General features: G+C 71.1%; 14 protein-coding genes and 1 riboswitch. Of the genes, 4 read left to right on the forward strand and 10 right to left on the reverse strand.

Annotated elements, in window-relative coordinates; translation table 11 throughout:
- Positions 1 to 13 precede the first annotated feature (13 nt).
- The gene (locus ACY5KJ_RS00075) at positions 14 to 1,144 is read right to left on the reverse strand and encodes a GuaB3 family IMP dehydrogenase-related protein (protein WP_462202417.1); all 1,131 of its coding nucleotides are present in this window, start codon (positions 1,142 to 1,144) and stop codon (positions 14 to 16) included.
- 190 nt (positions 1,145 to 1,334) lie between these two features.
- Complete coding sequence (guaB, locus tag ACY5KJ_RS00080; RefSeq protein WP_462185727.1) at positions 1,335 to 2,936, reverse strand: IMP dehydrogenase; 1,602 nt, start codon at positions 2,934 to 2,936, stop codon at positions 1,335 to 1,337.
- A 383-nt stretch (positions 2,937 to 3,319) separates the two neighbouring features.
- On the opposite strand from guaB, the gene ACY5KJ_RS00085 reads away from it, so the two are divergent.
- Both ACY5KJ_RS00085 and ACY5KJ_RS00090 read left to right on the forward strand, forming a co-directional pair.
- Entirely contained in the window at positions 3,320 to 3,736 is a 417-nt protein-coding gene (locus tag ACY5KJ_RS00085) for a DUF5319 domain-containing protein (protein ID WP_462185726.1), read from the forward strand.
- Between the two features lie 408 nt (positions 3,737 to 4,144).
- A complete protein-coding gene (locus ACY5KJ_RS00090) occupies positions 4,145 to 4,477 on the forward strand; it encodes a WhiB family transcriptional regulator (RefSeq protein ID WP_462185725.1) in 333 nt (110 codons plus the stop codon).
- A 216-nt stretch (positions 4,478 to 4,693) separates the two neighbouring features.
- On the opposite strand, the gene groL is transcribed toward ACY5KJ_RS00090, so the two are convergent.
- Positions 4,694 to 6,334, reverse strand: coding sequence for a chaperonin GroEL (groL, locus tag ACY5KJ_RS00095; RefSeq protein ID WP_462185724.1), 1,641 nt, complete (start codon positions 6,332 to 6,334; stop codon positions 4,694 to 4,696).
- A gap of 124 nt (positions 6,335 to 6,458) precedes the next feature.
- Positions 6,459 to 6,767, reverse strand: coding sequence for a co-chaperone GroES (gene groES / locus ACY5KJ_RS00100; protein ID WP_035729604.1), 309 nt, complete (start codon positions 6,765 to 6,767; stop codon positions 6,459 to 6,461).
- A 279-nt stretch (positions 6,768 to 7,046) separates the two neighbouring features.
- Here groES and ACY5KJ_RS00105 point away from each other — a divergent pair, with 279 nt between their 5' ends.
- A complete protein-coding gene (locus tag ACY5KJ_RS00105; protein ID WP_462185723.1) occupies positions 7,047 to 7,346 on the forward strand; it encodes a hypothetical protein in 300 nt (99 codons plus the stop codon).
- On the opposite strand, the gene rimI is transcribed toward ACY5KJ_RS00105, so the two are convergent.
- The 5 genes from rimI to ACY5KJ_RS00130 form a co-directional block, all read right to left on the reverse strand.
- On the reverse strand, positions 7,324 to 7,911 hold the full coding sequence (gene rimI, locus ACY5KJ_RS00110; RefSeq protein ID WP_462185722.1) for a ribosomal protein S18-alanine N-acetyltransferase: 588 nt from the start codon (positions 7,909 to 7,911) through the stop codon (positions 7,324 to 7,326). The two genes, ACY5KJ_RS00105 and rimI, sit on opposite strands and share 23 nt — an antisense overlap.
- On the reverse strand, positions 7,908 to 8,672 hold the full coding sequence (gene tsaB / locus ACY5KJ_RS00115) for a tRNA (adenosine(37)-N6)-threonylcarbamoyltransferase complex dimerization subunit type 1 TsaB (RefSeq protein WP_462202448.1): 765 nt from the start codon (positions 8,670 to 8,672) through the stop codon (positions 7,908 to 7,910). Before tsaB ends, rimI begins: the two co-directional genes overlap by 4 nt.
- Positions 8,673 to 8,784: 112 nt before the next feature.
- Entirely contained in the window at positions 8,785 to 9,258 is a 474-nt protein-coding gene (gene tsaE / locus ACY5KJ_RS00120; protein WP_462185719.1) for a tRNA (adenosine(37)-N6)-threonylcarbamoyltransferase complex ATPase subunit type 1 TsaE, read from the reverse strand.
- Positions 9,255 to 10,496, reverse strand: a complete 1,242-nt coding sequence (locus tag ACY5KJ_RS00125) for an alpha/beta fold hydrolase (RefSeq protein WP_462185718.1) — start codon at positions 10,494 to 10,496, stop codon at positions 9,255 to 9,257. The genes tsaE and ACY5KJ_RS00125 overlap by 4 nt, the downstream gene beginning before the upstream one ends.
- 131 nt (positions 10,497 to 10,627) lie before the next feature.
- The gene (locus ACY5KJ_RS00130) at positions 10,628 to 11,890 is read right to left on the reverse strand and encodes a serine hydroxymethyltransferase (RefSeq protein WP_462185750.1); all 1,263 of its coding nucleotides are present in this window, start codon (positions 11,888 to 11,890) and stop codon (positions 10,628 to 10,630) included.
- A gap of 27 nt (positions 11,891 to 11,917) precedes the next feature.
- Positions 11,918 to 12,004, reverse strand: a riboswitch (ZMP/ZTP riboswitch).
- A 12-nt stretch (positions 12,005 to 12,016) separates the two neighbouring features.
- On the opposite strand from ACY5KJ_RS00130, the gene ACY5KJ_RS00135 reads away from it, so the two are divergent.
- Complete coding sequence (locus ACY5KJ_RS00135; RefSeq protein WP_462202421.1) at positions 12,017 to 12,598, forward strand: hypothetical protein; 582 nt, start codon at positions 12,017 to 12,019, stop codon at positions 12,596 to 12,598.
- Between the two features lie 62 nt (positions 12,599 to 12,660).
- Here the strand turns inward: ACY5KJ_RS00135 and alr are convergent, their stop codons facing one another.
- The gene (gene alr, locus ACY5KJ_RS00140; protein WP_462185716.1) at positions 12,661 to 13,815 is read right to left on the reverse strand and encodes an alanine racemase; all 1,155 of its coding nucleotides are present in this window, start codon (positions 13,813 to 13,815) and stop codon (positions 12,661 to 12,663) included.

Consider the following 13,815-nt stretch of genomic DNA (forward strand, 5'->3'; position numbering starts at 1 on the left):
CGTGCATCGTCGGTCACGGACTGGCAGTCACCATGATCTCCGCCTTCTGGAACTCCTTCAAAGTTGCGTATCCCGTCGTCGCCATTGCCGTGCGCAGGCCGCCGGCCAGGTTGAGGACACCGGTGCTGGTCGCCGTGCCCGGACCGGTCACGATCTGCGCGAGCATCCCGGTCGGGGCCACCGGCGACCAGCGTCCCCGCGGCAGGTCGGAGTGCAGCACGTCCATCGGCCAGACCCCGCCCTGGCCCGGGGCCTCCCCCGCGGCCGCGAGCGCCGCATCCACCATGACCGCGTCCGCGCCGCAGGCCACCGCCTTCGCGACGTCACCGCCAGTCCGAAGGTCACCATGCGCGACGACGTGGACGTAGCGGCCGCCCGACTCGTCGAGATAACGCATGCGCGCACCGGCCGCGTCCGCGATGGCGGTGGCGAGCGGCACGCCGACCCCGAGCTCGTCCCGGGTACGGTCACCGAAGCCGGACCCGACGCCCACGATGACACCGGCCGCCCCGGTGCGCATGAGGTGCAAGGCGGTGGAGAACGACGCGCACCCGCCGACCAGCACCGGGATGTCCAGCTGCCCGATGAACCGTTTGAGGTTGAGCGGCTCGCTGCGGCGGGACTGATGCTCCGCCGAAACCGCCGTACCGTGGATGACGAGCAGATCGATCCCGGCGGCCAGTACGTGCGGGCACAGGGCCTTGACCTTCTGCGGGCGCAGCGCCGCGGCCACGACCACCCCAGCGTCCCGAAGCTCGGTGAGACGCTGCGCGATCAGCCCCGGCTGGACCGGCGCGGAGTACAACGCGCGCAGCCGATCGGTTGCCGCGTCCGGGCCCTGGGCGGCCCCGATCTTGCTGAGCTCGGCGATGTGGTTCTCCGGCTCCTCGTACCGGGTCCACAGCCCCTCGATGTGCAGAACACCGAGACCACCGAGCCGGCCGAGCGCGATCGCCGACGCGGGTGAGGTCACCGCGTCGGCCGGAGCGGCCACGAGCGGCAGGTCGAACCGGTAGGCGTCGATCTCCCAGGCGAGCGAGACGTCCGCCGGGTCACGGGTCCGACGGGATGGAATGATGCCGACGGCGTCGAGACCATACGCGGTCCGCGCGCTCTTGCCGATGCCGATCTCGATCTCTGCCACTGCTGGCGCCTCCTGATTGGGCCGGCAGGCTCGTGCCGACCGGAAAACCGACGTATCTGCTCCACGACTGACCGAACATCCCGGTGACCAGATGACCAGATGACCAGATGACCGCGCACGAGACGCGACGGCCGTCACCGGCCTGGGGACGGCCCGGCGACGGCCTGGTCGGTCGCGCGGCGCGACGGCGTCAGCGCGCGGAGTTGTAGTTCGGCGCCTCGACGGTCATCTGGATGTCGTGGGGGTGACTCTCGATCAGCCCCGCCGAGGTAATACGGATCAACTGCGCCTCGTCCTGCATCCGCCGGATGGTGGGCGAGCCGGTGTAGCCCATCGCCGCCCGCAGACCGCCGACCAGCTGATGGGCCACGGCCGCCAGTGGACCCCGATAGGGCACCTGGCCCTCGACGCCCTCGGGAACCAGTTTGTCATCGGAGAGCACGTCGTCCTGGAAGTACCGATCCTTCGAGTACGACCGCGCGCTGCCGCGGCTACGCATGGCGCCGAGCGAGCCCATGCCCCGGTAAGCCTTGTACTGCTTGCCGTTGATGAAGATCAACTCTCCTGGGCTCTCGTCGACACCGGCCAGCAGGCTGCCCAGCATGACCGTGTCGGCGCCGACGGCGATGGCCTTCGCGATGTCACCCGAGTACTGCAGGCCGCCGTCTCCGATCACCGGCACACCGTGCTCCCGGGCGACGCGCGATGCCTCGTAGATGGCCGTGACCTGGGGGACGCCGACGCCGCTCACCACCCGGGTGGTACAGATCGAGCCGGGCCCGACCCCGACCTTGATGGCGTCCGCCCCGGCCGCGATCAGCGCCGCCGCACCGGCCCCGGTCGCCACGTTGCCACCGATCACGTCGAGCGGCCGGCCGTCCACCCCGGTCGGCATGTCGGTCTTGATCCGGCGCACCACGTCGGGCACGGCTCGATGATGCCCGTGCGCGGTGTCCACGACGAGGAAGTCGACCCCGGCGGCGACGAGGACCTGGGCGCGCTTGTAGGCGTCCTCCCCCACACCGACGGCGGCGCCGACCATCAGCCGGCCATCGGTGTCCTTGGTGGCGTGCGGGTACTGCTCCCGCTTGGTGAAGTCCTTGACTGTGATCAGACCGCGCAGCCGATCACGCTCGTCCACGATCGGCAGCTTCTCGACCTTGTGGCGGCGGAGCAGGGCGAGCGCGTCCTCCGGCGAGACGCCCACCGGTGCAGTGATCAGCGGCATCGGGGTCATGACGTCCTGCACTCGACGCGAGTAGTCCCGCTCGAAGCGGATGTCCCGGTTCGTCACAATGCCGACCAGCCGGCCGTCGGATTCCGTCACCGGGACACCCGAGATCCGGTACCTCGCCATGAGGACGTTCGCGTCCTCCAAGGTGGCGTCGGGCCCGCAGGTCACCGGTGCGGTGATCATCCCGGACTCGGAACGCTTCACCATGTCGACCTGCTGCGCCTGCTCGTCGATCGAGAGGTTGCGATGCAGTACCCCGACCCCGCCCTGGCGCGCCATCGCGATGGCCATGCGGGCCTCGGTCACCGTGTCCATGGCCGACGACACCAACGGCACGGCGAGATCGATGCTCCGCGACAGGCGGGTCGTCGTGTCCGCCTCCGCCGGTACCAGGTCGGAGGCGGCCGGAAGCAGCAGCACGTCGTCGAAGGTCAGCCCGAGCATCGCCAGCTTCGGCGGTACCGCGGCGGCATCGGCCCCCAGCAGGTCGGGACGCGCGCCGACGTGGGTGCCCACCCCGGCCGGCAACGTGAAATCGGTGGCGAGGGGACCGTTCATGGCACCTTCCATTCCGCGTTGACCGAGGCCGCGGACCCAGACCGACGCCGCGGCACGAGCCCCGCCCGCCGTCCTGGAGCGACGGGTCGCGCGCAACGGCGGAAAAGTATACCTACTACCAGAACCGGGCACCGAGCGGCGGCACAGACTCCATCGTAGAGGTCACCGGCACATATCGGCGGTTCCGGCGTGACCGACATCGCCCGTGACCGACATCGCCATGGATAACATTTTTCTATACCACAGCGCCGCCCACCGGGCCTGATCGGGACCCGCGCGCCCAGCAGAACAGCGGACCGACCGCGACGGACTATGTCCAGAGCGCCGCACATCGGTGCCGAGACTCCGGATCGGGACCACTAAGCAGTCCGGGCAAGCGTAGCGTGGTCGTCGTGAGCGACGAGCCTGTCGACCCCTTCGCGGGCGACCCCGAGGATCCGGCTGCCGAGCTCGCGCGCCTCGACTCCGTTGACGACCTCGACCTGCTCGAACCGCTGTCCTTGCACGAGCGGGAGGAAGTCCTCGCCGAGCTGGGAGACCTCGACGTCTTCCGCACGCTGCTCGAGCCGCGCGGCTACCGCGGCCTTGTCGTCGACTGCGAGGGCTGCGCCGAGCCCCACTTCTTCGACTGGGACCTGCTGGCTGGCAACCTGCGCAACCTTCTCAACGAGGGGCGGACGAGAGTCCACGAGCCGGCGTTCGCGCCGGACCCGTCGTGCTACGTCAGCTGGGATTACGCCCGCGGCTTCGCCGACGGGATCTACGAGGCATCCGCCGCCTCGGAGGCGGACTCGCGCTGAGGCGGACTCGCGTCGCCGCCTGACCGGACACCCGGCCGGGGTGGATGCTGCGCGCCGACGGAGCGCGGCCGGCGGTGGCCACGCTAATTCCCGCTCAGGCCGTGTGACCAGCCGACCACCGGGGTAGGCGTTCGACCGTCAACAAAAGTTCCGCCGGACCTGCGGATCCGGCGCGGTCGGTCAGCCATGACGGAACACGGCGCCGGCCGGAAGTCCCGCGGCCGACTCGGACCCTGATCCGCCTGAGATCCCTGGACATCCAGGGACTTCCCGACCGTGCAACGGCCGGGCGGAACGACCCGTGACGCGGGCTCACCCGGGTGAAATTTCAAGATCACTCAGAGGGTGACCCGGTACTACGGTGAAGTGGCGGCGCTTGCCGCTCAGGTCGAAAGGGGGCTCAGATCGATGACCGACGTCCGACGACTTCCAGGCCCCGGCGCGGAGAAGTGGGAATGGCAGCTGCACGGGGCGTGCCGTGGTGAGAGCACGGAGCTCTTCTTCCACCCGGAGGGCGAACGGGGGCCGGCCAGAGCCGCCCGTGAGGCCGCGGCCAAGGCGGTCTGCGCCCGCTGCCCAGTCATCCGCGCCTGCGGTGAGTACGCGCTGACCGCCCGGGAGCCCTATGGCGTATGGGGCGGGCTGAGCGAGTCCGAACGGGATGCGATCCTCACCGGCCGCTCCCGGCGGGGGGCCACGAGACGCACCCCGGCCCGGCCCGGACTCGCACCGGCCTGCTGAGAGAGGGCGACCAGGGGCCGATAGGCGGACGGGTCGGGATAGCCGGTCCTGGTCTCCTGGACCACCCACGACGGGTGAGCGACCCGACAGCGACCCGACGCGGCAGCGACCCAACGCGCCGGAGCCCGGTCGATCATCAAGGACCGACCGGGCTCCGGACGTACCGGGGCCCGGGGGCCGGGCCGCACCCGGCGAGGCCCCACGACGCCGATCCGGTCAGAAACCCGGGCCCTGCGGGTGACTGTGCCCGTGCCCGTGGCCGCGGCCGTCCTGGGGAGCGGGCTCCGCCGGCTTCTCGACGACCAGACCCTCGGTGGTGATGAGCAGAGCCGCGATCGAGGCGGCGTTCGCCACCGCCGACCGGGTGACCTTGACCGGGTCGACGACGCCGGCCGCGATCAGATCGGTGTACTCGCCGGTGGCCGCGTTGTACCCACGACCCGGCTCGAGCTCCTTGACCTTGGAGACGATGACCGCGCCCTCCAGACCAGCGTTGCGCGCGATCCACGACAGCGGGGCGTCGAGCGCGGAGCGCACGATCCGTACCCCGGCGAGCTCGTCCCCGGTACGGCCAAGCCCGTCGTCGAGCACGGACGCCACGTGGGTGAGCGCGGAACCGCCGCCGGCGATGATGCCCTCCTCGATGGCCGCGCGGGTGGCCGACACGGCGTCCTCGAGGCGGTGCTTCTTCTCCTTGAGCTCCACCTCGGTGGCGGCGCCGACGCGGATGACCGCGACCCCACCGGCGAGCTTGGCCAACCGCTCCTGCAGCTTCTCGCGGTCCCAGTCGGAGTCGCTGACCTCGATCTCCTGCTTGAGCTGACGCACCCGATCTGCGATCGAGGAGGCCTCGCCAGCCCCGTCGACGATGGTGGTGTTGTCCTTGTCCACCGTGACCCGCCGGGCCCGGCCCAGGTCGGCCAACGTCACCGCATCGAGGGAGAGACCGACCTCCGAGGCCACCACCTGGCCGCCGGTAAGCACGGCAATGTCCTGCAGCAGTGCCTTGCGGCGGTCCCCGAACCCGGGAGCCTTGACCGCGACGACCTGGAAGGTCTTGCGGATCGAGTTCACCACCAGGGTGGACAGGGCCTCGCCCTCGACCTCCTCGACGATGATCAGCAGCGGCTTGCGCTCCTGGACGACCTGCTCCAGCACGGGCAGGATCTCGTTCAGCGCCGAGATCTTGCCCGGGTAGAGCAGGACGTAGGCGTCCTCAAGCACGGCCTCCTGGGCCTCGGCGTCCGTGACGAAGTACGGCGAGATGTAGCCCTTGTCGAACTGCATGCCCTCGGTCAATTCAAGATCCAGCCCGAGGGTCTGGCTCTCCTCGACCGTGATGACGCCATCCTTGCCGATCTTGTCGATCGCCTCGGCGATCAGTTCCCCGACCTGCGAGTCCTGAGCGGAGATGGCGGCGACCTGGGCGATGGTCTCCTTCGAGTTGACCTCGATGGCCTGCTTCAGCAGGGCCGCGGAGACGGCCTCGACGGCGGCCTCGATGCCCAGCTTCAGCGCCAGTGGGGCGGCCCCCGCGGTCACCTGCTTGAGACCGAAGCGCACCATTTCCTGGGCTAGCACGGTCGCCGTCGTGGTGCCGTCGCCAGCCACGTCGTTGGTCTTGGTGGCGACTTCCTTCGCGAGCTGGGCACCCAGGTTCTCGTAGGGGTCCTCCAGCTCGATCTCGCGCGCGATCGTCACCCCGTCATTGGTGATCGTCGCGGCGCCGTAGTGCTTGTCGATGACGACGTTGCGACCACGCGGGCCGATCGTCACCTTGACCGCGTTGGCCAGGGCGTTCACCCCGTGCTCGAGCGCGCGGCGGGCGTCCTCGTTGAACGTCAGAATCTTCGGCATACCTGGTTGTCCTCCCGACACCGAATACCGGTGGAAAACAGCAGGAGCGCGCCCCGCCGGCGGGCCCGGCGGGAACCGGGCGGCCGCCAGCGGGACGCGCCCCTTAGTGCTACCGGCGAGCGGCCTACTTCTCGATGATCGCGAGAACGTCGCGAGCGGAGAGCACGAGGTACTCCTCGCCCGAGTACTTGACCTCGGTGCCGCCGTACTTGCTGTAGAGCACCACGTCGCCGACCTTGACGTCGAGCGGGACGCGCTTGCCGTCCTCGAACCGACCCGGGCCGACCGCGAGAACGATACCCTCCTGGGGCTTCTCCTTCGCCGTGTCCGGAATCACGATCCCGGACGCGGTGGTCTGCTCCGCGTCGGAGGGCTGCACGACGATACGGTCCTCGAGAGGCTTGATAGCAACCTTGGTGGCGGTCGTCACGATCGACCTCCCCCTTCCTGCGCTGGATGAGAGAGCGACCCTGGCGGCCTGCCGTCGCGGGTGAACAGGCGCCTGTTGTCGCTGGCACTCTCATGTGCCGAGTGCCAACTTAGCACCCGCGCCGCAGACGTCAACCAAGACGGTCGGATCTGACAAGACGGCGGGAATTCAGGTCGTCCCGAGCCGACCCCTGGCCAAGACCCGGCCCCCTTCGCGGCGGCCCGCTCCCACCGGTCGGCGCCCGGCGCCACGGGGCCCATGAGCACATGAGCGCACGGGGACATGGGGCACCATGAGGACATGATCTGGATGTGGGAGGCCAAGGCGGCGGCCGGCCGGGCGGGCGGCCTGCGGGACTGGGCGATCGATGCGCTTGCGGAGCGAGACGGCGAGGTCTACGTCAGCAGCCAACGGGGCGAGGATCTCATCGTCATCATGCTGCGGACGCCGCCCGATGCGGGCACGTCCGCGCAGACTACCGGGGACACCCGCTGCCCGCTGCCGGAGCCACCGGCCGAGCTGACGAACGGCGATCCGCGTGCCTGGCGGTTCGAACAGGTCAGGGCTCGGCCCGAGAGGTGATGAGCAACGTCGCCTCGACGCGGTCGAGCAGCTCCGCGTAACCAATGGTGTCGATCTTCCGGACCCGCATCACGTAGGCATCTCCGCCGGAAGGCTGGTAGTAACCGCGACGCAGCCCAATGTCGACAAAACCGAGCCGGCTGTAGAGGGCGCGGGCCGCCTGGTTGTCGGTGCGGACCTCCAGCCCGCAGCTGCGGGCACCCGCCCGCCGGGCGTCACGCAGCAGGGCGATCATCAGACGGGCGCCCACCCCCCGCCCGCGCATCCGGGGCACAACGCCGATCGTCTGGATGTAGGCGCCGTCCTCGGCGAGCGCCAGCCCCGCATAACCGACGATCGCGGACGTGTCGTGCGTCGGGACGCCCTGTGGACGCCACAGCGCCGTCAGGTACCGTCGCTGCTCGCCCTGCGCGAGTTCGGACCAGAACAGCTCGGCCGTCCACGGATCGATGTCGAATACCGTCTGCTCCAGCTCGGCGACCATCGCCACGTGCCACCAGCGCATTGGAACGAGGAGCAGATCCGGCCCATCCGGACCGGTAGGGTGTGATCGCGGCTGCGTCAAACCGTGACCGGCTTCGGTGTATGCGGTTCGGTCGCGTCCGGCCGCCGCAGGTAGAGCGGGACGAGGGGCTGGGGAGCGCGCCCGGCCAGCACGTCGGCCCCGGCGAGACCGACGAGCAGCTCTGGCCGGGGATAGCCGTCGTCCGCCTGGCCTGCGCCGGGCGCGGGCGCCTCCCCGGCCGTGGTACCGGCTGCGGCCGCGGCGAGTTCGACGAAGATCTCCGGGTAGAGCACCGTTCCCGGGCCGACGACGCGGTCGACACCGAGGCCGCGCAGGAACCGGACGACGTCGGCCGGACGGCCAACGGCCGGATCGCCGACCCGCACCCCGTCGCGGTAACAGGCCCAGAAGACCTCGCGCCGACGGGCATCCGTCACGACGGCGACGGAGCCGCCGGTGGCGGCACCGATGGCATCCAGTGAGCACACCCCGTGCACCGGCACGCCCAGTGCGTCAGCGAAGGCGGCGGCGGTCACCATCCCAACCCGCAGACTGGTGAACGGCCCGGGACCGGCGCCCACGACCACGACGTCGAGATCGGTGGGGCGGGCACCCCCCTCGGCGAGCACCGCGCGCATCGACGACGCCAGCAACTCCCCGTGGCGGCGGGCGTCGACGGTGACCATGACCGCTCGCGGCCACACGTGCACCCCGAGCGCGGCGCGCTCGCCACCCGTCCCACTCACCGGCCGCGCGGGGTCGGACGACGTCAGCTCGGCAAGCGCGACCGAGCACGCTGCCGTGGATGTGTCAAGAGCCATCACCAGCACTCGTCCAGACTACGGATCGCCTCGCCGACCACGGCGGGCACCCGCTCCACCACCACGATGCCACCGATGTCACGCCGCGCGCGGCGGGTCGATGCGGGGAGTCTCAACTCACCGGCGCACGTGCGCGCAGCCGTTCGATCCAGCTGGCCCCGGACGGGACGAGGCGGACTATCCGAGTCTCCCCGACCTCGTCGGCACGTGGCCGGGAGATCACGATCTCCAAATGATCCTGCGTGAGACGTTCCACAAGACCGACGCCCCACTCGACCACGGTGACCGAGGTGTCGACGTCGGCGTCGAGGTCGAGATCGTCGACCTCGGCGACCCCACCGAGCCGGTAGGCGTCCACGTGCACGAGGGGAATCCGCCCGTCCGGGTAGATCCGGGCCAGCACGAACGTCGGCGAGGTGACCGTTTCCCGCACGCCCAGCCCGGCCGCGATCCCCTGGGCCAGGACCGTCTTGCCCGCGCCAAGCGGGCCGGAGAGCACGAGCAGGTCCCCGGGTCGCAGCAGGGCGGCCAACCAGGCCCCGAACTCCCGCATGCGCTCCGCCGTGGATACCTCGACCGTGTTCATGTGCCTTCCGTCGTCGCCTCGCTCCGGGGCCCGCGTGGGGAGACGGAGAATGTCTCGGACCGTGCCGACCGACCGGCCCGTGCCGACCCCGACCGACCGGTCCGTCCCGACCGACCGGTCTGTGCCGGCGCCGACCGGTCGGCCCGTGCCGACCGCGGGCGCGGCATGGCGCGTGGCACCATCGCCTGCCGTGCCATCTCCCGGATGGCGGCGTTCACCACGTCCGGGCGTTCCAACATGATGGCGTGCCCGGCGCCCTCCTCGACGATGAGCTCCGCCCGGGACAACACCTCCGCCAGGGTGCGGCTGTGGGCAAGCGGGGTCATCAGGTCGGCGTCCCCGACGATGAGCACGGTCGGGATCTCCGCCAGCCGCTCGGCCGCCACGAGCCGATCGTGGTCGAGCAGGGTGGGCAGGAACGCCGCGATGACCGGGATCGGGGTGTCCGCGACCATGGTCTCCAGGAAGGAGACCACCGACGGCGGTAGTTCGGTCGATCCGAACCCGATGCGCCGCGTCAGCTCCCACGACAGGTCGCTGCCCCGCCGCCGGGCACGTTCGAGCAGGCTCGGCGCGTGCCGCATACCGACCGCGAAACCCGGCAGAACGCGGCGCACCACCCCGGTCACCGACGCCGGCAGCCCGAAGGTCAGCCGGGCCAGCTCACCGGCGCTGGTGGCGAGCAGGGCCACCCCGACGATGCGGTCATCGAACAGTTCCGGGTGGGTGTCGGCCAGACCCAGCACCGTCATGCCGCCCATCGAATGGCCCACCAGGATGATCGGCCCCCGGGGGACCCGCTCGGTGATCACTCGGAAGAGGTCGTCGGCGAGTACGTCGATGGTGCAGTTCTTGACCTCGGACGGCCCGGAACGCCCATGCGCCCGCTGATCATAGAAGACCATCCGGCCGAGGTCCGTGAGCGCCCGCTGCTGCAGGATCCAGGAATCGGCCGTGACGCAGAACCCGTGGACGAACACCAGCGTCACCGGGGCGTCCGACGGGCCGATCTCCTCGATGTACAGCGGAATACCGTCCCCCGCGATCACGGTGGTGACCCAACCCCTGATCGGCTCGATCCGCGCGTCGGACGCGAGATCGGCCATCCCACGCCGACGGCGGATCATCCGCCGCTCGGCGACCAGGCCCGCCGCGACGGCAGCGGCACCGACCACCCCGAGCGACCCCGTGGCCCGAGCCGAGCGGGAACCCGCGATCGCACCCACGGTCTTCGCCATCGGCGCCACCTCTCCTCGGTGCCTCTTCTGCACCGATGATGCACCCGGCCACGCCGGCCGACGGGCCCCCGGCCGGGACGTGGGGGGCGTCAGCCGGGGCCGCTTACCGGGCCTGTACGCGGATCCCGTGCTCAGGCGAAGCCCGGCATCGGGAAGGCGGCGGTCAGCTCGGTGACCTGCTCCCGGACCCGGGTGATGGTCGCGGTGTCGCCGGCCACGGCGGCCTTGACGACATCGTCGATCCAGCCGGCGAGCACCGGCATGTGACCGGCGCCCAGGCCGCGGGTGGTGATGGCGGCGGTTCCCAGTCGGATACCGGACGGGTCGAAGGGCCTGCGCTGGTCGAAGGGCACCGCGTTGTAGTTCAGCTCGATCCCGGCCTGGTCGAGCGCCCGGGCCGCGGGCTTGCCGCCGATGTCCCTGCCGGTCAGGTCGATCAGGATCAGATGGTTGTCGGTACCGCCGGTGACCAGGTCGAAGCCCCGCTCCACCAGGGCCTCGGCCAGCGCGCGGGCGTTCGCCACGACCGCGTGCGCGTAGTCGCGGAACGCGGGTGCCGCCGCCTCGCGCAGGGCGACGGCGATCGCCGCGGTGGTGTGGTTGTGCGGCCCGCCCTGCAGGCCTGGGAACACCGCCTTGTCGATCGCGGTGGCGTGCTCGGCGTCGGAGAGGAGCATCGCCCCGCGCGGGCCGCGCAGCGTCTTGTGCGTGGTGGTGGAGATCACCGGGGCGTGCCCCACCGGCGAGGGGTGTGCCCCGCCCGCGATCAGCCCGGCGATGTGCGCGATGTCCGCGACGAGCACCGCCCCGACCTCCCGCGCGATCGCGGCGAACCCCGGGAAGTCGATCGTCCGCGGGATCGCCGTACCGCCGCAGAAAATAATCCTGGGACGCTCGGCCAGGGCGAGGTCGCGCACCTCGTCCAGGTCGATGCGGCCGGTGCCGGCGCGCACGCCGTACCGGACGCTGCGGAACCACGTGCCGGTCGCGGAGACGCTCCAGCCGTGGGTCAGATGGCCGCCCATCGGCAACGACAGGCCCATCACGGTGTCCCCTGGCTCGGCGAAGGCCAGATAGACGGCGAGGTTCGCCGGGGAACCCGAGTACGGCTGGACGTTGGCGTGCTCGACCCCGAACAGCGCCTTGGCACGGTCGACCGCAAGCGTCTCGATCGGATCGATGACCTGCTGGCCCTCGTAGTAACGCCGACCGACGTAGCCCTCGGAGTACTTGTTGGTCAGCACGGAGCCGGACGCCTCCAGCACCGCGGTAGAGACGTAGTTCTCCGACGCGATCAGCCTGATCGACGAGAACTGGCGCGTGGCTTCGGCCTCGACGAGACCGGCGAGTTCGGGATCGGCGACGGCGAGGTGGGGAATCGGTGGTTGATGCACCTTGACCTCCGGCAGGTCTGATCCGGCCGGGGGTGCCCAGGCGCGCGGCACCGTTCCGCTCGATCGCTCCCCGGTGGTCAGTTCCACCTCGATGCGCCAGTCACGACTCCGGGCCGAGTCTAGGGGATGGGCCCCGCCCCACGGCACCGGATCCACGCCGGTGCGACGCGTCGCGACGGCACCGGGCGTCGTGAAGACGACAAATATCGTGAAGAAGACAAGCCGGGCGTAGGCCACAGCGCCGACGCCCGCCGGACCGGGTGGGAGCGGGCCGACTACCGTGGAAGTGCCGCCCCCGGCTGGATCGACTGGATCGAGAAGCCGGGAGCGGGCGGATCCGGTGGGATCAGATCGATCAGCGGGTGTGGACCGGAGGCGGAGATCGTGCGGCTGAGGTGGCACAGGAGCAAGGACATCCCGGCGAGCGCCGGCCGTCGTCTGACGGGCCCGGAGCGCGCCGCCGCGCTGGGGGTGCCGGACGACACCGAGCCGGCCGAGGGCCCCGGCGCCGCGGCTCCGGCTCCGGTGTCGGCCGGGCCGGTGATGCTGACACTGACTACCCGTTCCCGCCTCGAGGAGGCCGAGCGCGAGGCCGCCGTCTCCCGCCCCGTGCGTCGGCGGATGGAGCGCGGCTCGCTCGGCGGCCACGTGTCGCCCACCGGCGGTCACGGTTCCGGCGGTGCCTGCGGCCCCGGCGGCTGCGGCTGAGCCCGCATCCCGCATCTTCGACTCGTCCGGCGCCGCCCGAGAGGCCGCCCGACGGGCTGTCATCAGACGTAGCGGCGGGGGACCCGAGCCCCGACCCGGCTGACGATCTCGTAGTTGATGGTGCCCAGCGCCGCAGCCCAGTCGTCCGCGGTCGGTTCGCCGCGGTCACCGGGGCCGAAGAGCAGCACCTCGTCGCCGGCCGCCACCTGGTCGTCACCCACATCGAGGACGAACTGATCCATGCAGACCGTGCCGGCGATGCGGCGGCGCCGCCCGCCGAACAGCACCTCCGCGGTGTTCGTCGCGGACCTGGGGATGCCGTCGGCGTAGCCCAGCGGCACCACGGCGAGCGTCGTCTCGCGTGTTGTCGTGTACCGGTGCGCGTAGGAGACGCCGGTTCCCGCCGGTACCCGCTTGGTCAACGCGGCGTGCGTCGTCAGCGTCATCGCGGGGCGCAGACCGAAGGCCGCCGGCGGCCCGACCTCCGGGCCCGGGGACAGTCCGTAAACGGACACTCCCGGTCGGACCAGGTCGAAATGCGCCTCCGGGCTGACCAGGGTGGCCGCCGAGTTCGCCAGATGCCGCACGGATGGGTGTAGCCCCGCCTTCGTGGCGATGTCGATCGCATCCCGGAAACGCCCGATCTGACCCTGCACCGTGGGATGCCCGGGGGCATCGGCGAACGCGAAGTGGCTCCACACGCCGATCACCTCGATCACGCCCTCGGCCTCGAGTGCCGCCGCGGCGTCGCACAGCGCCGGCCAGTCGGCCTCCGTGGCTCCCGCCCGGCCGAGGCCCGTGTCCGCCTTGAGGTGCACCCGGGCGGTACGGCCGGTCCGCCGGGCCGCCGCGGCGGTCTCCTCGAGCGCCCAGCCCGCGGACGCGGACAGGTCGACATCCGCGGCGATGGCGGCGGCGAACGATTCACTGGGCGCCGCGAGCCAGGACAGCACCGGGACGGTGAACCCGGCCGCGCGCAGGGCGAGCGCCTCCTCGAGGAACGCCGTGCCGAGCCAGGTGGCCCCGCCCTCCAGGGCCGCCCGCGCGCACGGGATCATGCCATGGCCGTAGCCGTCAGCCTTGACGACCGCCATGGTGGCGGCGTCGCCTGCCCGGGCGACGAGGGCGGCCACCGACGTGCGGACCGCGTCGAGATCGATGGCGGCATAGGAACGAAGATCATTCCCGGCAGGAGGATCGGCCCGCTGTTCGGTCAC

The sequence above is a fragment of the Frankia sp. CcWB3 genome, assembly GCF_977927595.1.